Source organism: Chryseobacterium taiwanense, from assembly GCF_000813825.1.
GTDB lineage: Bacteria > Bacteroidota > Bacteroidia > Flavobacteriales > Weeksellaceae > Chryseobacterium > Chryseobacterium taiwanense.
Genome location: NZ_JWTA01000004.1, coordinates 236,102 through 257,397, shown reverse-complemented (window position 1 = coordinate 257,397; position 21,296 = coordinate 236,102). Strand labels below are relative to the sequence as shown.

Sequence of the window (21,296 nt, the reverse complement as noted above, 5' to 3'; positions counted from 1 at the left end):
TAATTCAATAGAGATATCAAAAAAAACATCTGAAATTAATAGTTACTAATTTCAGATGTTTGATGTATTAATTAAGACAATTAAATACGGGTATAATTTAAATTTGATTTCTATAAATGGTTGTTAGTTTCAATTGAATCTAGTGCCAAAGGTTTATATAAATAAGTTCTAAGGATTCTAATAGGAAGATAGGTGAAGAGTACGGAAAGTATTCCAGCCAAAACTCCAACTAATACAGCCATTGCTGTTGGATCTAGTTTGTAATATTTTGAAAGAATGAACTGACCAAATAATAAACTTGATAAAACAAGTGAACCACTAATCAAACCATGTAGAATACTCAGTTTAGTGAGCAGTTTTTTTAAATTAAGTTGCTCATCTACTTCAAATTCAATTGCCTTTTGATTGGCTGCATCCGTAACTCTTTTAATAATGTCAATGGTAAGAACTACGGGTAAAAATATAGCCATCGGTAAAGTAAGTCGGGCTAAACTTTGAGTGCAGGCAAAAAAATGGGTATATCCTAATTCATTAAAACTGGCTAAAGCAATAATAAAATTGAAAAGTACGTTTGGAATCAAATAAATAAGCATTCGCTTTCTGAGAAAGCGATTGAGTGTGGTTTTTTTGAGTGGTTTGGGTTGAGCTTTTTTTATTTTAAATTTCATGAAGTCAATAGCTCAATAGCTTTATCTTTTATTTTTTTTGCTTCTTCTTTCGGAAGAAAGTTTTCATTAGACATAAAAGTGAAATCCATTTGCTGATTATAAGTTGTAACCACCAATGTATTGGAATTCAACCAAGGGAAGGCGACAGTAGGACTGTAAATCGTTTCCAGTGTAAAGTTTTTATACTCACCTGGAATATCAATTTTTCCCATATTGGACAACGTAATGTCGTGTCCGCCTTTACTGGATTTCAACAACGAAATCATTCGTTCAACAATAGGATGCATATTTTCACCCATCCACAACAATTCTCTTGCTTCCGTTTTTTCTATTTTATCAACAAGATCTTTTTTGATATGTTCAGCTTGATCCAACAGACTGTGAGTTCCTTTTTTCAAAGATAATTCTACAGTAGGAGCGAAGGCGAAAATATGATCTTGTTTAATTTCAGGAATAAAATGTCTTACATCAACCGGACTAATTATTTTTCCTTGCGCATCTTTACCTAAAGTTTCCTGAAACGCTTGCATAACAGCAGAAGATAGTAATGCATGAACGGAAATTCCTTTGGCTTTACATTTTTCAACTATTTTTTTGGAAGCAGTAGCATCCAGTTTACGGTGAAGAGCATAATTTTTTCCAAGATTTCTGTCCTTGCTTTTACTTTGTAATAAAAAGAATAATTTAGCCATGATCAGGTAAAATCGGGCTTTTCGTTTCTTTTTTTTCAGATTAAAATCTGCAGGTAGAAAATCATTAACAGAGTTAAAGGTTTGATAAGAATCTAATGATAAAGAAGGATTATCCAATAAAGAAAAAAGCTCACGTAATAAGGTTACACCCGTTGTACCGTCACAGATACAGTGGGGCATTACCCAAAGAATTTCGGAAACGTTTTCTCCTTTTATCCAAACCAATTGTGCTAAAGGTTTTGTACGATCTTCAAAGATTCTGTACCATTCATTTTCAGATTCCAACAGCCAATCTTCATCAGATTTTCTTTCAAGAATTCGAAGCGGAATCGGTGAAATTTCTTTCTCTTCCACAAAGAATGGATATTTTGCACTTTTATGATCGATAGAAGCCCTTAACAATGGATGTTTCTGTTGAATTTTATCTAAAGCAATTCTGAACAGGTCTTCAGAGATTTCACCATTAATTTTAGCTGTAAATACGCAATTTACAGGAGTTTTAGAATCAACGTACATGATTCTTTCCACCATCATGAGTTTTCGTTTAATCATATACAGCTAAAGATTCCAGTTTGTGTTTTATGATGGCAGTAACTTCATCACGAATAGCCAATGCTTCAGAGTATGGTAAATAACCTTCACTTCCCATGAAAGAAAAATCCATTTCTCCGCGGAAAGTAGAAGCAACCATAGTCGTTGTGTTTCCTAAAGGTCCGATTACAGAAGGGCTGAAAACATTTTCTAGTGTAAACTCTTTGTAGTCGTGGGCAATGGAAATACGTCCCAAGTTGGAAAACATACAGTCGTTGGAAGACTTTCCGTTTTTCAGCAATTTGGTGAAATTCGTCAATGCATCGTGTGCAGATTCCATCACCATCATGGTGATATAAGGATTCAGCTTAGAGGTTTTCTTCTCAACGGTTTCCTGCATTAGTTTTAAATTTTCTTCAAAGCTAAATTTTTTATTTAAAGAAACGACAATCATTAATCCAAAAGCGAAAATGTGGTCGGCTTTGATCTGATTGGCAAAACGTCTGATATCAACAGGACAAGAAACTTTATTAAATGCTTTCTCCTTTCTGACCTTTTGAAATGCCTTTAAAATCGTAGCGCAAAGAAAGGTATTGACAGTCACTTTTTGGGACTTGCAATAATCGATTAATTCCTTACTTGTTTCCTTATCAAATTTCCAGTTGAGTAAATAATCCTTTTGTCTGTCCGTAGATTTTTTGTTGACAGGAATACATTTAATGGCTGTAGCAGCCAGTCTTCCAATTATTTTTGCTTTGAATTTTTGCCCGCGGTTATTTAAAATTTCACTTGGAACGACATCATGGATTCCCAAAATTGGATTTTCCACACCAATATCATAAGTTGGATTGTCCAATAATTTTAAAAATTCATCTAGCAAAACCATTGCAGAACCACCATCACATAAACAATGGTGGAACACGAACATCATATCTGAAATTTCTTCGCCCTTGATCCAGACAAATCGCATCAGCGGTTGTTCCTTGTAATTGAACATTTTGTACCACTCAGTTTTCGATTCTTCTAGCCAGTCGTTTTCTTCTTTTTTCGCTAAAATCCTAATCGGAATTTTTACTTTTTCTGAAACCTCAAACCACGGAATATTTTTTTCATCATGTTGAATAACAGCTTTTAACCAAGGATGCTTCTCCTGGATTTTTTCTAAAGCATGCTGAATATCTTTCAGCACAAATGCTCCCTTTAATCTGAAAGGAATCACCGTGTTGAAAGGTTCTGTTCCGTCGCCAAGCAACATTCGTTCGCCAAATAACAATCTTCGTTTCATAGGCTTACACGGGAACTAAAGTGGATTGTTCAACAAAATTTTCAAGCAATTCTACCGCACGATCATTTCCTCCGGCATTAATTAAGCTCGATTGAACTTCTTTCGCTGCATTTCTATACGTTGGATTTTCCAATAATTCAAAAACCGTTTCGCGAAGTGCATCAACACGCAGTCTTTTATATCGGATGCTGATTCCGCAACCTGCTTTTTCAATCAGTTTTGCAATATGAAAATGGTCGTAAGCGATGGGTGTAATCAACATCGGCAATCCGTTGGTGAAGGTATCATTTACGGTGTTAAAACCACCATGACAAATCACGGCATCCATATGCGGCATCAACGCAGATTGAGGTACAAAACTGCTCACAATAAAGTTCGAAGGCCATTCCTCAAAAATTTCCGGTGGAGTAGTGGCAATTACTGTTACAGGCTGATCTGCAAATGCGGCAATTACTTTTTCGAAAAATGCTTTTCGGATGTCTACCAATAATGTACCTAATGAAACAAATATTTTCGGTGTTGTCGAAGCATTCAGTTTATCCCAGTCAAAAGGTGCAGGATTTGGCCTTCCTTTCACAGGCCCAACAAATTTCATGTGACTGGGAACCTCATCAAAATCAGCAAATTTTTGTGAGGTAAAAATTAAATTCAAATGATGAGAATGAATGAAGATTCCGTCATCTTCAATTCCAACTTCTTTTTGAAGAGTTTTAATTAAATTCTGCTGCCATTCAAAGATTTTCGGGGCACTGTTTTCTGTATCGCCCATTACATCGGGTGGAACAGGCGTTGTTGTCACACATGGGATATTATTTTTATGAGCAAAAAGCGCTCCTCCAAAAGTAATACAATCGTTCACAATAACATCGGGTTGCCATTCTTTAGTTAGTGTTTCCAAACCGGGCATCATCATTTTTGCGAAAGGAACGTAGGTTTCTTCCAAAGCCAGTTTCATCACTTCAGGCCCTGAACAGGCGGGACCATCATCCTGTCTTTTTAAAATTTTAGCAATTTCCTCCTGATATGGAATTAAATCCTTTTCTGGATAAAAATAACTTCCGCCTTCCGGAATATGTTTGTTGTCTAAAGGCGTAATTCCGAACCATTTTACTTCGTGACCACGGGCAATTAAACTCGCTCCAACGCTTAAAGTTGGACTGATATGTCCAAAAAACGGAGGAACAACAAATAAAAATTTAGACTTCGGTTTTCCCATAGTTGAATTTGAAATGGCGTTTTCTAATAAATTGGCTGCAGTTGCGCTTCCTCCTGCTTCAACGAAAGATTCACGAACAATTTCTGCAGCTTTTTTGTATTCAGGATTGGTTAAAATATTTTGTACGGCTTCGTTTAAATGATGGGCTTTAAATCTGTTAAAATTCAGACGTTCACCCGCTCCGGTACGCACAACACGTCCCGCAACATGCGACTGATCATACGCAATCGGAATCACCACCAACGGCAAACCGTTTGACAACGTTTCGGAAACCGTATTATGACCGCCGTGAGAAACTACACCGTCAAGATGAGGTAGTAAATCCAACTGAGGAATTTGTTGATAGACCATAAAATTTTCCGGCCATTCTTCAAAAAGTTGAGGGTCTGAAACCACAGCAACCGTTAAGTTTTCATCTTTAAAAGCATCAACAACCTTTTGGAAAAATGCTTTTTTATGCTCGTGATCGAAAGTCGTTCCGATGCTTACCAGAATCTTTTTGTTTGAATTAGCATTGAATTTATCCCAATCAAAATCAGAAGAAACACGGCGTTCCGTAAGAACAGGACCTGTGAATTGGAAATTCGATTCCAAATCCATTTCACCAAAGAAATATTGGGAGGTTAAAACCAGCGTCAATAAATCCGAACAATCTAATGCGTGGTTTTCTTCAACGCCTAATTCCTGCTGTAATGCGATGATTTGTTTTTCTTCCCATTCATGAACTTTCGGAAGTTCACTCATGATTTTAATTGCAGCAGGAGCGGTCACTGTCGTAGCATAAGGCAATCCTAATTTTTTCGCAGCAATAGAAGCGGCAAATAATTGATGGTCACCAATCACTAAATCGGGTTGATATTCTTTTAATAAAGGAATAATTCCGTTATAGCAATGTCTGTTTAGAGGAATCAGCACATCTTCGTACAGAAATTTGATGCTGTCGATTCCGTAAACCACTTTTTTAGAAATAATATCGAGATAGTTTTCGCTTTCTCTTTTTTCTTCGTCGGTCTGGTCGTACTGAATCAATAATAATTCTCCGCCTTCCGGAAGTTTATGTTGTAATTGTTGGTCGAGGCTTATCCATGCAACTTGGTGTCCTCTTTCCAGAAGAGTAGCACCGATGCTTAATGTGGGATTGACATGACCAGTTAAAGGTGGAACTATAAATACAAATTTAGCCATGGTTTTGTGATAAGGTTTTTAATGATTTTGATAAAAAATGGGTGATAGTTTCCGCAATCAAAACAGGTTCCTGAATCGGGATGTTGTGATCTCCCTGAATTAATTGTATTTCAGAATTTTCGATTTGAGTACTCAGCCATTCTCCTGTCGGTCTGCAGTTGGAATCTTTGCCATACATCAGCATTGTCGAAGGTTTTAATTCAGAAAAATCAACTTCGCTCAGGAAATGTTTTTCTTTAATCATATCCGCTTTAATGCTGGTCTGATTAAACAGAAATTCATACATTCTGTGGTTTTTTTCCATCTGTCTTTTGCCCATCTGTACTTTGGTGGTGTCGGTAAAATTGGCTACATAATGCTCCAAAAACTCTTTGCTGTACTCATCAATAATATTTCTCGCTTTTTCGTCCTGCGGATCGGGAGCTTCAATAACAACAAGTTGCTCGATGCGATTGGGAGATTTTAAAGCGGTTTTTAAAGAAATCAATCCTCCGAAACTGTAACCGACAAGATGTGCTTTTTCAATATGTAAAATATCCATCAACGCTAAAACATCGGAAGACATATTTTCCAGATCGTAACCGTCTGTAAAACGCTCGCTCATGCCGTGACTTTTCAAATCATACATCACCACATGGAAGTGTTTTGCCAGAATCGGAGCAATATTAAAATAATAAATAGACAGGTTGCTGAACATACCGTGGATCAGCACCACAGTTTGTTCAGCCCCTTTGTTGAGTTCCTGAATATGAACCTTTTTGTCGTTAACAGAGATTATTGGCATTCGTAGATGTAATTGATAATCATACTTAAATCTAGGTTGATCAGCTCGTCCAGATCCATTGAAGACAACCATCCCGTAAAGTCGATCTGGTCGCCAAAATGAGCTTTGATTTTTTCTGAAAAAGAAACGATTTCGATGCTGTCCATTTCCAAATCTTTAGTGAAAGAACTTTCCGGTGTAATGTCCATTTCCTCTACAAATTCTTCACCGATAACTTCTGTGATAAAACCTTTTAAAAGAGTGAATAATTCTTCGTGATTTAATTTTGCTGTAGTGTTTATAGTGTCCATCCTATGATATAATTTTTATGTTTAATTGTTTTGATTTCTGTTTGATTGATCCATAAAGAATCTTCTGTTATTTTCTCGACTGCGAAGTTTTTCGGGTTTCCTTTAAGTCCTGTTCCGACGAATTTTCCGTAGGCTTCTTTGGCTACCCAGAATTTTGTTGTCCATTCTGCCTGATCTTTGCCTTTTAATAAAGCTAATTCGTTATCGGTAAAGACCAAATCGTAGAATCCTGAGCTTCTTTCTTCCATGATTTCCATATCGATTCCGACTGGTTTTCCACTTTTTGCAATTCCAACCGCATCTTTTCCTTTATGCGCTAAAGAAATGTGAATGTCTTGCGTGGAATCTCCGATTAAGAAAGGTTTTCCAACCTCATCTTTGCCAACTTCAAAAGTAATCGGGAAGCAAGGATGATTTTTTTCTTTTTTAAGAAGATTTCTCACCGCATCTTTTACCGCAACGCGACTTACCATATAGCTTTTTCTCTTGTTAGGAAGCAAAGTTTGGTGATGTTGTTTTTCGGTCTGATTGAAATATCTTTTCAGAATAAAATCCCAAGAAGCAACCCTTGAATACGCCTGATGGAAGAAAAATACTTCGGGAGCAATTTCTTCCGAAAGACGGTTGTGCAAAGGCGACATCGAAACATTCCAAAGCGCAGCATCGATTTCGAGACGGCGGTTTTGCCACCCTGAAATTTTGCACCAGACTTTTCCGTTTTTAGTTAAAAGAATATCTCCGATCGCAAATTCGTCATTCATTTCAGTCAGACTGCAGGTACATTCGAAAATACCATCCTGATCCTGTAAATCTCCGAAAAATTCAATGTCTTTGATTTTTACAGGGAAGGCAATTCTGTCTTTCGTTAAAGTTAATTGTAACCAAAGCCCGAATAACTGACCTGCATTATCCAACAATGAACCTTTTCCACCATTTCCTTTTATTTTTCCGATAATTCCTTTCGTTCCGACCTTTGAAACTTCTGTAATTCCCTGATATTTTTCACCGTGAAACATGTGCATTTCGTAGATTTCCTCGGGAGTTCTCTCAATGGGTAATATTTCGCCGATAGAAAGATTAAAGGTTGGATTCGGTCTTGCAGTTGAGGTTAATAAAACTTCAGCATTCGCAAAATTTTTAATATCTAAATAAGCGTGGTTTGTAGATTTCCATTCTCCTTTTACAGTTTTTTCGAAAGGTTTTGCGACATTCATCCATTGAAAAACGCTTACATTCATGATTTTATGAACCTGGCTTCCTTCAATTTCTGCTTGAGCAATTTCAGCGAGTTGTTCGAAAATCATCGTCATAGGAATCACGGGTTCCATATCGGCAACTTCCGTCCAGCCTTTTGGCTGTCTCAATAAGCTGTGATCGATAAGGTAGGGGTGGGTTTCCAACGTTACATACAATGTTTTTTCAAAATTCTTGCTTATCGGAGCCTGAACTTTTGGCAATACAACATTCGGAACTGAAACTTTCGGACGATCTTGAAATAAAGTTAGAACCTCTTCCTGCATTTTAATCATATCCGAAATATTATCCTGAAATGCCTGAACCAAAGGATGTCCTGTTTTTGCAACGGTTGCAGAAACTTTCGGCTTCGATGTATCAATTGATTTTGCTAAATGTTGAATTTCCTTAAAATCACGGATAATTGGCGAACCTAATTCTAGTTTAATGCCTTTTCCGGATGATTTTTTGGTTTGATTTTGAATATCTAAAAAGTCCAGTGCAACTGTTTTTCCTTCCACGAATAACGCCGCAACAACTCTTTGGAATTGAGCTAATGCAGAACGTGTCGCAACGCTGGAAGCAATCGTGCTGAATGCTTTTCCTTTCAACGTATCATCAATAAATCCGATCAAACCTCCGGTTCCGACCTGAATGAAAAATCTTGCGCCTTCTTCGTATAATTTGTCCGTCAATTCACGGAAACGAACGGGTTCCACAAGATGTTCCGCACTCAGTTTTCGGATAGATTCCTGATCAGCCGGATAAGGTTCCAAAGTCGTTGCCGACCATAACGGAATTTTCGTCTGTTGAAACTGTGCCTTTTCCATTCCTGCTAAAATCACATCTAATTTATCAGCGATAAAAGGCGAGTGAAATCCTGATTGGAAGGGTAATATCTGATGAAAGATCTGTTTTGATTTTAAAACGGGAACCAATTCATCCAAAGCCGAATTACTTCCGCAAAGAATCACCTGATTTGGACAGTTGTCATTAGAAATATAAACGTTCGGAATCTCTTCAATGATAGGTTTAATGGTTTCAATTCCTGCTCCGATGGCGATGAATTTAGAATCTTTTAATTCAAAAGTTTCGGGATTTAAAACATCAATGAGAGCTTTTACAGAATTTACTTCCGCCAATTCAGAAGAGTAGCCTGCGAGCCATTCTCCCAAACTGTGACCTGCATTCATATCGGGAATAATTCCTAGTTTTTTCAATGAATTATCGAGAATACTGCAGTTGTTGAAGATATTTAAAGCGTCATTTAACAATCCTTCACCTTCTGTTTCAATCGGTGCATTGATGTTGAAATAACGGCTTACACTTTCAACTTCGCCTTTCGCCAATCCATCTAATCCTGGAAATACGAAAGCTACTTTTTCTTCGTTTTGTAAAAGGGGAGTGTTGGTGTACCAAATATCCTGTTTATTTCTCCATGGATTATTTTTAGCAACAATTTTAGTCGCTTTTTCAATTCTCGCAGGAGTCGGTTCGAAAATCGCCACACGGAAATTTCCTTCGCCAACCGCCTTTTCGTTATTTTGTAACGCGTTTAATAATTCTTCATGTGTTGGTCTTGCCAAGATTAAAACCTTGTCTTTTTTAGGCATATCATAGCCTTCCAATACCACGTGCGCATTGATTCCTCCGAATCCGAAAGCATTCACCGCCGCTACTTTTGGTAAACCTGTTTTCGACCAGTTTTTTGCTTCCTGAACAGGTTCGAATCTGGTGTTCTGCATTTCCGAAGTCGGATTTTCGCAGTATAAAGTCGGTGGTAATGTATCGTGATGCAGAGCCAAACAGGTTTTAATTAAACCAGCAATTCCCGCAGCAGGCATCGCATGACCAATATTTGATTTTACAGAGCCGATTCCTGCAATCTTAGTACCTTCTTCTTTTCCGAAAAACTGAGCTAAAGTCTGCAATTCCGTCTTGTCACCAAGCGGAGTTCCCGTTCCGTGAGCTTCGATATAACCGATTTGATTTTCATCTAAATCTGCATTTGTCCAAGCTTGTTGCAAAGCTTTTAATTGTCCTTTTACAGAAGGGCTCATCACACTGGTTCCGTTTCCGTCACTGCTGATTCCGACACCTTTAATGACTGCATAAATTTTATCCTGATCACGAACGGCATCTTCTAATCTTTTTAAGACTACAAATCCGCAACCTTCGCCAATCAATAATCCATCTGCATCATTACTGAAAGGCTTGATTTGTTGTTGACGAGACATTGCACCCAACTGAGCAAAAATACTCCAGAACGCTGCGTTTTGTCCGGTGTGAACACCACCTGCAATCATAATATCAGAACGACCTCTCTGAAGTTCCTGAACAGCGTGATCGACTGCTAGTAAAGCACTTGCACAAGCAGCATCAACAGTAAAAGCTGCACCTCCAAGATTAAAACGATTCGCTACTAATGAAGCCACCAAGTTTGGGATTAATCCCATTGCTGTATCGGCTGCAAAACGTCCTTTTTTTCCCTGAAAAGCGTGTTTTACTTTTTCAATATCAGCGGAAGAAACTTCGGGTAATAATTCTTTTAATAAAGAAGAAATTTGCTCTCCTGTTCTTACAATTTCGATGGCACGAGTTGCACCTGGTCCTGTGTAATTTCCTTTTCCAATGATGATTCCTGTTTTTTCCAGCGAAATATTTTTCTGGAAAATTCCGGCATCCTCTAAGGCTTTTTGAACTAAATCTAAGGTTAATAAATGATCGGGTTCAGTTCCTTCAACCGCCAATGGTAAAATTCCGAAAGCAGTTGGATCGAATTCATAATCGGGGATAAATCCACCGCGCTGACAATAAAAACGGTCAACCGGATTCGTGCTGTCACTGAAATGAACAGGATCGATTCGGTCGGCTGGAGCCAGTTGGGTAGAATCTACTTTATTGACAATATTCTGCCAAAAAGTGTTGGCATCTTGTGCCCCCGGAAAGACACAAGACAAACCAATTATTGCAACATCTGTTTTTTTCATAAATTAAATTTAAAACAGAGATTACCAGTTACTTCCAGACATGATTAATACCTGACTTTCAGTTCCGTATTTTATTTCGTTAAGGAAAATTTCCTTCCCTTGATCCAATGGAATTAAAGAGATTCCTCTTCTTTCATATTCTGTTTCCAAGGTTGGAGAAACCATTCCGGCTCCTTTCCAAGGCCCCCAGTTGATGGAAATTACTTTTCCTTTTAATTTTTTATTTAAAGCATTCGCATAATCATCCAAAACAGAGTTTGCGGCGGCGTAATCGGTTTGACCTTTATTTCCATACACCGAAGCGATGCTTGAGAACAATACCACAAACTGACAATCCGTGCGAAGCTGTTCTGCCAAAACACGAAGCGGTTTTACTTTAGTATCGAAAACACGTCCGAAAGAGCTTGTTGTTTTTTGCTTGAATAATTTATCTTCCAACAATCCTGCACCGTGAATAACTCCGTCTAAACGATTATACTTTTCGTAAATATTGTTGATTAATTCAGATAAACCATTTTCATCACAAAGGTCTAACGATTTATAAACGATCGTATTTCCCAATTGCTCCATATCACGGATGGTACGTAGAATCTGATTATTTTTATAAACTTTTATCGTTTCTTTTTCAATCTCAGAAGGCGAAGTGAATGTTCCGGATTTGATGAGATATGCTCTTATTTCTTCCTTCGTTTTAAATGCTTCTAATTCACTATTTGTCGCCTGATTTCTTGGATCTGCAGATCTTCCAACCAAAACGTAAGTACAAGGATAAGCCTGTGACATATGTTTTACCAATTCGGAAGTAATTCCTTGAGCGCCACCAAGAACCAATACAACGGAATTTGTATCCAGTTGAATTTGAGCTTCACTTAAACCTGTTGACAAAGGCGACGGAATGATATCTACTTTATGTCTTTTATCATTTTTATAAATAACTTCTGCAGGTTTATCTTTCGTTAAGATTTCCTTTAAAGTAATTTCAGCGATCTGCTCGATTTGTTGAGGGGATGTTAAGCTGATTAATCTGCAATTCGTCTGTTCAAACTCACGAGCAAGGCTTTTGAAAAGTCCCGGATGTCCTTTGTAATGACGCAAAAGGGTAGTGTCCGTCAATTCCTGAACGTGAGCCGGAATATCGGAAATCAGATAAATCCATTTTGCTTTATCAAGATCCATTTTTTTGATTAAATCAACATGATCGATGATGTTGTGATTGGCGGAAGATGAGAATAGATCAAGAATAATTAATCCATCAAAATTGGTTAAATCTTGAGCAGAATCAATTAATTCTGCAATCGCACCATGTTTTTCAAGCTCATTTTTAATGGCTAAAGTCTGATTGCTGTCATTTTGAGTAATGGCAAAACGTTTTCCGTGAAGAATTTCTGTGTTTTCAGTTAAAGAAATATCAGTTGGAGTCAAATCAAAACGAAGACGAGATAATGCGCTTTGCTCTGGTTCAGAAGGAGTGTTTCCGCTCATTTCGTGAATCCAAGAAGCTAATCCGTTTAGTGTTTTAATGGCAGCTAATTTCTCCATTAAATCATCCGCTTGTTCCATGTCGCCACCGAAACCGATTTTTGTTTTTAAATCACCGATAATTTCCATACGTTTGATGGAATCGATGCTTAAATCTGCTTCTAAATCAAGGTCTAAACCTAACATTTCTTTAGGATAACCCGTTTTATCGCTTACAATATTTAAAATTGCCGTTTGAAGTTCTTCAAGAGAAAAACCAGTCTGAGCTTGAGGAGTTGAAGGCTGAGTTTCTATAACTCCAACTTTTTCTGTTGTATTTGAAGCGCCTGAATATTCTGTTAACCAAGAAACTAACCCATTTAGTGTTTTAATTCCAGCTAACTGTTCCATGATGGTATCTTCATTCGCTGTGTTCGAAGAGAAAGAGCCTAATTCAGCTTTCAGAGTACCAATAATTTCAACTCTTTTAATGGAATCGATGCTTAAATCTGCTTCCAAATCCATTTCCATACCCAACATTTCGTGAGGATAACCCGTTTTATCGCTTACAACTTGCAGCAATAGTGTTTTAATATCCTTTGTCGGAGCCTGTTTTGCAGAAACAGTAATTGTTGCTTGGCTAATGCTGTTCGTTGATGGAAAAATCTCTTGAACTGGGATATTCTGAGTCGGAATATTTTGAATCGGAGCTTGATAAACAGGAGCTTGATGAACCTGTGGATTCTGTCCCAAGAAGGAAAGCATCACATCACGTTGCGCCTGAATCATCATTTTCATGCTATTTAAATATTCCTGCAACATACGTTCTGCATTCGTCTGATTTTCAGCTACAGGAGTTTGTGTATTTTGAGTAAAATTGTTCATTTGAAGTGGATTTATGATTGGTAATGCACCATTAACAGGGAGTGAACCTGTCGTTGGATGAGCTGCTTGTCCGTTCACGCGCCAGATGGCAGGACTTTTCTTGTATAATTCTGGCTGATCGATTTGAATGGATTTTGCATTTCGACCGTCGAAAAGTTTAGCAATATTAAAGCTTCGGCCTGTTCCCAAATATTGAGCAAGCGTTGAAAGAAGATGCGTTAATTTATTGGTGTTATTATCTTCAACAAATAACGTCAACTGGTCTTTTTCCAGGCAAGATTTTGTTAGTCCTGTCAATACTTTTCCGGGACCTACCTCGATGAAAATTCTTGCGCCATCGTTGTACATCGCCTGAAGTTCTTCCACGAATCTTACAGGTTGTACCAAATGGTCTGTTAATCTTTCTTTGATGTCTGAAACATTTGTAGGATAGATTTCTGCCGTCGTATTTGACCAAACTGGAATCTGCATCTCGTTGAAAGGAACATTCTCTAAAACAGTTTGATATAAACCTTTAGATTTAGCCAACAACGGACTGTGGAAGGCACAGGCAACTTCCAGTTTTTTCGCTGAAATTCTTTCCTGTTTTAAGACTTCCATTAATTTGTTGATCGCTTCCGTACTTCCCGCTACAACACATTGAGTCGGAGCGTTGTAATTTACAGGATAGCAACCTTCAACCTGTGCTAAAATTGGCTGTAAGTTTTCTTTCGTTGCACTTACTGCAATCATAGAACCCGGATCGCCGCCTTCAACAGAATTTAAGATTGATTTTGCTCTTTGAATACTTAAATCAACCAGTTTTTCTTCTCCGAAAACGCCAGCGAAACACAATGCCGGTAATTCTCCGTAGCTGTGACCCGCCAACATATCGGGAACGATTCCGATGGATTGTAAGAATTTAGCCAATGCTAAATCTACAATACCTAAAAGTGGTTGTGCTAAGCGAGTATCTTTTATTGTTTCTTTTTGCTGTTTTAAATTAACTTCATTAAAAGTTTTTGAAGGGAAAATTACTTTTTCCAATTTAGGGTAAGAGTCGATTAATTTTCGCATTTCAGGGAAGGCAACGAATAAATCACGTGCCATGTTGATACGTTGACTGCCTTGTCCTGGGAATAAAAATGCTACTTTTCCTTCTTTTTTATTAACGGTGAACGTGTCTTTGCTTTCAATTCCTGATAATGCTAACTCGATGTTCATCATTAAATGTTCGGCTGTATCTGCAACGATGCTCAACTGAACCTGTTTTTCTGAACTTGTCGCTAAACTGTAAGCGATATCTTTTAAAGCAATACTGTCATTAACTTCAAGTAAAGATTTAATCTGATTTAATTGAATTTTAGCCTCATCATACGTGTCTCCACGGAACACAAATAATTCCGATGGCCAAGACTGCAACACCGCAGAATCGTCTTCTTTAGGGTGATTCGCAATAACCGTATGGAAATTTGTTCCACCAAAACCAAACGCACTGATTCCCGCATAACGATTTTTATCAGCCCAAATTCCTGTTTCTGCATTGAAAGCGAACGGACTTGTTGTTGAATTGTAATATGCATTCGGTTGTTGAAGGTGAATGGTCGGAGGTTTTACCCCATGATAAACTGCCAATGAAGCCTTAATTAAACCTGCCAAACCAGCCGCACATTTTGTATGCCCGATCTGCGTTTTAACCGAACCTAAATGCGTCTGTCCCGGTAAAGCTCCTGAACGGCTGAATAAATTCGTCAAAGCGCTTAATTCCGTTTTATCACCAACCACAGTTCCTGTTCCATGTGCCTCAACCAATCCAACAGATGCAGGGCTGATTCCGGCTTGAGTGTAGGCTCTTTCCAACGCACGAACCTGTCCGATTTTTCTCGGAGCAGTCAATCCAAGGGCTTTTCCGTCACTTGAACCACCAACACCTTTTATTACTGAATATATTCTGTCGCCGTCTTTTACGGCATCTTCATATCTTTTTAATACTAAAATTGCCACACCTTCACCCAAAGCAATTCCGTCTGCTTCGCTGTCGAAAGTTGCACATCTTCCTTTTCTGGAAAGTGCGTGTGTACTTGAAAACATCAGATAATCGTTGATTCCGTTGTGTAAATCTGCGCCACCTGCTAAAACCATATCTGATTTACCTAAGACCAATTCCTGACAAGCCAAATCAATTGCCGCCAAAGAAGAAGCACAGGCTGCATCTACGGTATAATTTCTTCCGCCTAAATCTAAACGGTTGGTAATTCTTCCTGCAATCACATTCGCTAAAATTCCAGGGAAGGAATCTTCTGTCGTGTGAGGAAAAGCTTCTTTTACTTCTTCATGAAGCTCACCGAAAACCTGCTTGTAGTATCCTCGGAAACTGTAACTGTTTGCTAAATCATTACCACCTTCAGCACCGATGATGACAGAAATATTTTCTCTGTTTGTATGTTTTTCACCATAACCAGCATCGTCCATCGCGCGTTTTGCAACTAATAAAGTCAACAATTGTGTTGGCTCGATAGCTGCCAAAGATTGCGGTGGAATTCCGAATGCCAATGGATCGAAATCGATTTTAGGAATAAATCCACCCCATTTTGAATGGGAAACATCGGCTTCGTTGGAATCTGGATGATAGTATAATTCTTTATTCCATCTTTCGTCCGGAACTTCGGTTACGCTGTCTTTTCCAAGAACGATATTTCTCCAGTATTCCTCTAAATTTTTAGCATCAGGGAAAATACATTCCATTCCGATAATGGCGATGTCTAAAGGTTTTTCTACGGAAATAGGTTCTTCTGAAAGTTCAGCTTCCTGAATATATTTTTGATTATTAATGCTTACATTTTCGTGTAATTCATCCAAAGAAATTACTTTGTTTTGCATTGTCGCAACCTGACCAATCATGTACATTCCTAAATCCAGTTGATCTTCTTTAGGAATATTCACCAATTGATCTCCTTGACGTTCAACGCCTTTTGCTGCAATTCTTAAACGACCAACATTTAATTTTTCAAGCTGTTCCCAAACTTCTTTCTTGTCGGTTCCGGCTGCAATTAATTTAGATTTTTCTTCATTAAAATATTGAGCAAAAGCCGTATCCAAACAACGTGTTTCGTGTCCCGGAGCGGTTTCTAGCAAAACCGTTTCTTTAGCCTGTAAAGCCTGTAATTGAAATTCCTCCTGAATTGCGCCACAAGTAACTGCTTCTTGTGTATAAAGGTAAGCGGTTCCGATTAATACACCGACTTTTACACCTCTTGCTGCCAACGGAGCGGCCATAATGGAAACAAAAGCGGTTGAAAAATCATTGTGAATTCCTCCTGCAAAAAATACACTGATATTTTCAGGATGATCTTCTTTTAAAATTCTTTCAATTTGTTTTTCCCAAAGAACCGTGCTTGAAAGTGGACCAACGTGACCGCCGCATTCACGACCTTCGAAGATGAAATTCGTAGCACCTTCTTTTAAGAAAATATCTAAAAGGGCAGGAGAAGGAACGTGTAAAAATGTTTTAATTCCTGCTTTTTCGAAAACTTTTGCCTGAGCAGGTCTTCCTCCTGCGATTAAAACAACAGGTGGTTTCGCTTCTAAAATATAAGAAGTTTGCTCATCTCTCAATTCCTGCGGTGCAAATCCTAAAATTCCGACACCCCAAGTTTTTTCTCCGGCTAAGTTTTTAGTATCAAATACCAAAGATTTTGCAGTATTACCTTTTAATAAAGATAAAGCTACGAATGGCAATGCTCCGGATTCCGCAACCGCATTTGCAAATGCAGGAACGTCGCTCACACGGGTCATCGGACCTTGTGCAATCGGATATTTTAAGTTTAAATCTTTGGCTAAAATATTTTCTTTGTCAATAATTTGAAGTGCTTTTGCCTGTTTTAAATGACCGTACATGGCTTCTTTAAATCCGAAAACTAATTTTTTCAGATTTTTAAAGTCTTCATACAGATCGATCGCTAAAGAAATATCCTGTCCCATAGGAATGTAGCTTTTGCTTACATCAAGATTTGTGAAATATTCGGTAAGTTCTTCAGCAGAAATATTTTCAGGTAGAGAAGGAGAGTTGGGTCTTACCAATACACGATGATTGGCGATGATTTTCGTTTCTGTCCCGTTTAATTTTGAACATAAATCTTTAATCTCTTTCGGAACAGAAGTTTCCGAGAATAAAGCCAATTGGCTATCCAAAACAATACCCGCAGCTCCAAGAGACTTTGCAGCAGCAGCGGTATGAAGCCCGATTCCGCCCTGTACCCAAACAGGAATGGATTTTATTTCTTTAATCACGCGCTGGAACAGCACAAACGTAGATTCGTATCCTACCAATCCTCCTGCTTCATTTCCTTTGATGATGATTCCTTTTGCGCCAGATTGCTCGGCTTTTTTGGCATCATCTAAACTGCTAACTTGATATAATATAGATTGAGTCCAGGAAGGATTTACCGAGATTTGTATCGGTAAAATTACAAATTGGACTTTATCCGAAAATGTTAGAGATTTTAATTTTTCATTTGAAATATGAATACCATAATAAGGTATATCTGCTTTGTCAAGTTGACTAAGTGATTCTTCTGCGGTCACTAACTCATGTCCTAAACTTAAAACAGGAAATGCACCTGCTTCATAGAGTTTACTGATAAGATTAACGTCCGGTTTTTCAAAAGGAGTTAATCCGATAATGGTTAAGTTTTTCATTGTGTTGTTGATATTGAAATGATGGAAGGGAAATTCATAAATAAACACCAAATTTTTTGATCTAAATATTGATACTTCATTATGAAGGGATAAAAGTAGTTAATTTTTATGATATTTCTAATGATAAACGATATTTAGTAATGATTTTTTAACATGGTGTTAAATTTATATTTAATAATCTTATATTCAATGCGTTGTATTTGTTTTTTTAAGTTGTTTTTTAATTGGTCATATTCATGATTAAAGATTAAATTTCTATTATATTGGTGTTGTAGGTCAATAGAAGGGGATTTTTTAATAATATAGATATTTTGATTCAAAGAGTAGTGAGTAAAATAACTGATATGAAAGAAAATATTTATGTTATATTATTAATGATAAAGATAAATTAGTAATAATTTATTAACATAGAAGTAATAGTCTATATACTTGTTGACGTGTATAGTCTATTTCGATTCTTAAGGTTAAGAATTTTTCGTTTAGTAGGATAATGTTAACAAATATATAAATAAAAAATAAAATATTTCAATGTTTTGAGACTTGTTTTTAATTTAAAAAATATGCGAGATGTAAAGCTTTACAATGATTTTGATTGTTTTACATCTATTTGATACTATAATTTTTTGGTCTAAAATTTTAACATATTTTAAGTTTCTGTACGAATTCTTATGGATGAAATTTTTTTGAGAGAAAGATTTATCAATTTTTTAAGGTTCTATTTCCTTTTTTGTAATATTTGGTACCTTGATATATAAAATGGGTGATTTTTTTGAGTTATTTTTATTCATTTTTGGTGTAAAATGATACTTTTTTGTAGAATGTTGAAAAAAATATCGATATTATTTATGAATTTTCTTATCATATTTTTAATGATTATCTCAAAATATTTTTTTGCTAATTTTTTTTAACATAAATACCTCTTTTTTAATATTTTCTGAAATATATATCATTTTAATAATGATAACCTTATCATAATTTTAATGGTATAGTTATCATTAAAAATAGATATGTAAATTGCTGATAAGCAGTAGATAGTGTTTATTTTATTTTTTTTATTCAGTTGAATTTTTATATTTGTCATGTTACGTAAATGTTAACGCATCAGATGAACTCAAACTTTATTCATACATATGTATCGGTAGACTGTGTGGTTTTTGGATTCGATCACGAAAACCGACTGAATATTTTACTGGTAGAACGCCACCTTGATGAGGAAAGACAGATAAAGCTTCCCGGAAGCTTAATTTTAAGTGATGAAGATGTTGACGATGCTGCTCAAAGAGTTCTTCATGAACTGACCGGGATAAAAAAAATGATCCTGAAGCAATTCAAATGTTTTGCTGATCCGATGAGAGCAAGCAGTCAGGACGATATCAAATGGATGGGGATGGAGTATAAGCATCATATTGACAGAATTATTACCGTAGCTTATCTTTCTCTATGTAAAATAGATCATAAGATCAATAGTACAAAATATAATACGGTAGATTGGTGTCCGATTGACAAGCTACCTTCTTTACCATTTGATCATAATAAAATTATTAATGAATCTTTAGTAGAAATAAGAAAGTGGATAGAGTCTGACTTCTCGATTATTTTTGAACTTCTTCCTAAAAGATTTACAATAAGACAATTGTATCAGTTGTATAGCGCGCTAAGCGAAAAATATATAGATATTAAAAATTTTCATAAAAAGATTTCTTCATTCAATTACATTGTTCCCTTGGATGAGATTGAAACCAATGTATCGCATCGTGCAGCAAGATATTATAAATTCGATGCTAAAATCTATAAAAAGAACAATACTAAACTAATAAAATAATCTACTTCTTTACATTATGTATTTACTAGGCTATGATATAGGCAGTTCTTCCGTGAAAGTATGTCTCATTGAGGCATCGAGCGGAAAAGTGATCGCCTCTGAATTTTCTCCTAAAAAAGAGATGAAAATCACTGCGGTTCATCCCGGTTGGGCAGAGCAGAATCCTGTCGACTGGTGGACGAATCTGAAGCTTGCCCATGAAGCCGTAATGCACGAATCCGGAATTCATCCTGAAGACATCAAAGGAATTGGGATTACATGGCAAATGCATGGTTTGATCTTGGTAGATAAAGACCAGAATTTATTAAGACCTTCCATCATCTGGTGTGATAGTCGCGCTGTTCCTTATGGTGAAAAGGCTTTCAAAGAAATTGGAGAGGAGAAATGTCTGTCTCATTTATTGAATTCTCCGGGGAATTTTACTGCTTCAAAATTAGCCTGGGTAAAAGAAAACGAGCCGGAAATTTTTGAAAAGATTGATAAAATAATGCTTCCGGGAGATTATATCGCCATGAGACTTTCCGGAGAGATAGGAATGACCATTGAAGGTTTGTCAGAAGGGATTTTTTGGGATTTTAAAAATAATTGTATCTCAGAAGATGTAATTAATTATTATGGAATTCCAAAAAGCTTTTTCCCTGAAATTATCCCGACTTTTGGGATTCAGGCGACGGTTTCTGCAACGGCAGCTCAGGAATTAGGGTTGAAGGAAGGAACTCCGATTTCGTACAGAGCAGGAGATCAGCCGAATAATGCATTGTCATTAAATGTATTCAACCCGGGAGAAATTGCTTCTACAGCTGGAACTTCAGGTGTTGTTTATGGAGTTTTAGATAAATTGGATTACGATAAATTATCAAGGGTAAATACTTTTGCTCACGTTAATTATACGGAAGAGCTGACAAGACTTGGTGTTTTGCTTTGCATCAACGGAACGGGAATTTTAAATTCTTGGTTAAAGCACAATTTTGCAACTTCATTATCTTCTTACGGAGATATGAACGATTTGGCTTCACTTTCTCCAGTAGGAGCAAAAGGATTAAGTATCATTCCTTTTGGAAACGGAGCAGAAAGAGTGTTGGAAAATAAAGAAACCAACTGTTCAATTCACGGAATTAATTTCAATATCCATACAAAAGGAGATATCCTACGCGCTGCACAAGAGGGTATTGTGTTCTCTTACGAATACGGAATGGATATCATGAGAAATATCGGAATGGATATTCAGGTCATTCGTGCAGGAAATGCCAATATGTTTTTAAGTTCGATTTTCAGAAAATCACTTGCCGGGGTGAGTAATGCTGTTATTGAGCTTTATGACACAGACGGAGCGGTAGGTGCTGCGAGAGCGGCAGGAATGGGAATCGGGTTTTATGCAGATTCTAAGGAAGCTTTTGCTTCTCTTGAGAGAATTGCGGTTATAGAACCTCAGTTAGAAAAACGAGAACAATATCTAGAAGCCTATTCAAGATGGAAACAGCATCTAAAGAAATAATCTAAAACAACTACAGCGGAAATTTTCCATTGCACTTATTGACTCTTTTGAATCAATGAGCAGGGGATTCTTACCCCTAATTTTA

At 36.9% G+C, this 21,296-nt stretch carries 10 protein-coding genes; 2 read left to right on the top strand and 8 right to left on the bottom strand.

What is annotated here, in order from left to right:
* Positions 1-110 precede the first annotated feature (110 nt).
* From RM51_RS04655 to RM51_RS04620, 8 genes are all read right to left on the bottom strand, one after another.
* Positions 111-593: a hypothetical protein gene (locus tag RM51_RS04655; protein WP_228375775.1), complete on the bottom strand. Its 483-nt coding sequence runs from the start codon at positions 591-593 to the stop codon at positions 111-113.
* Positions 594-664: 71 nt separating this feature from the next.
* On the bottom strand, positions 665-1,912 hold the full coding sequence (locus RM51_RS04650; RefSeq protein WP_039365634.1) for a condensation domain-containing protein: 1,248 nt from the start codon (positions 1,910-1,912) through the stop codon (positions 665-667).
* The gene (locus tag RM51_RS04645; protein ID WP_039365633.1) at positions 1,905-3,176 is read right to left on the bottom strand and encodes a condensation domain-containing protein; all 1,272 of its coding nucleotides are present in this window, start codon (positions 3,174-3,176) and stop codon (positions 1,905-1,907) included. Before RM51_RS04645 ends, RM51_RS04650 begins: the two co-directional genes overlap by 8 nt.
* Before the next feature lie 4 nt (positions 3,177-3,180).
* Positions 3,181-5,577: a glycosyltransferase gene (locus RM51_RS04640; protein WP_039365631.1), complete on the bottom strand. Its 2,397-nt coding sequence runs from the start codon at positions 5,575-5,577 to the stop codon at positions 3,181-3,183.
* Positions 5,570-6,361, bottom strand: a complete 792-nt coding sequence (locus RM51_RS04635; protein WP_039365629.1) for an alpha/beta fold hydrolase — start codon at positions 6,359-6,361, stop codon at positions 5,570-5,572. Before RM51_RS04635 ends, RM51_RS04640 begins: the two co-directional genes overlap by 8 nt.
* Complete coding sequence (locus RM51_RS04630; RefSeq protein ID WP_039365627.1) at positions 6,352-6,651, bottom strand: acyl carrier protein; 300 nt, start codon at positions 6,649-6,651, stop codon at positions 6,352-6,354. The genes RM51_RS04635 and RM51_RS04630 overlap by 10 nt, the downstream gene beginning before the upstream one ends.
* Positions 6,639-10,874 (bottom strand): type I polyketide synthase, encoded by a 4,236-nt coding sequence (locus tag RM51_RS04625; RefSeq protein WP_039365625.1) that lies wholly within the window; start codon positions 10,872-10,874, stop codon positions 6,639-6,641. The genes RM51_RS04630 and RM51_RS04625 overlap by 13 nt, the downstream gene beginning before the upstream one ends.
* A 21-nt stretch (positions 10,875-10,895) precedes the next feature.
* Positions 10,896-17,894 carry a type I polyketide synthase gene (locus RM51_RS04620; RefSeq protein ID WP_039365623.1) on the bottom strand — a complete coding sequence of 2,333 codons (6,999 nt, stop codon included), beginning with the start codon at positions 17,892-17,894 and terminating at the stop codon, positions 10,896-10,898.
* A gap of 1,105 nt (positions 17,895-18,999) precedes the next feature.
* On the opposite strand from RM51_RS04620, the gene RM51_RS04615 reads away from it, so the two are divergent.
* The gene (locus tag RM51_RS04615) at positions 19,000-19,716 is read left to right on the top strand and encodes an NUDIX hydrolase (protein ID WP_052194093.1); all 717 of its coding nucleotides are present in this window, start codon (positions 19,000-19,002) and stop codon (positions 19,714-19,716) included.
* A 16-nt stretch (positions 19,717-19,732) separates the two neighbouring features.
* A complete protein-coding gene (locus tag RM51_RS04610) occupies positions 19,733-21,211 on the top strand; it encodes a xylulokinase (RefSeq protein WP_039365619.1) in 1,479 nt (492 codons plus the stop codon).
* The last annotated feature ends 85 nt before the right edge of the window (positions 21,212-21,296 follow it).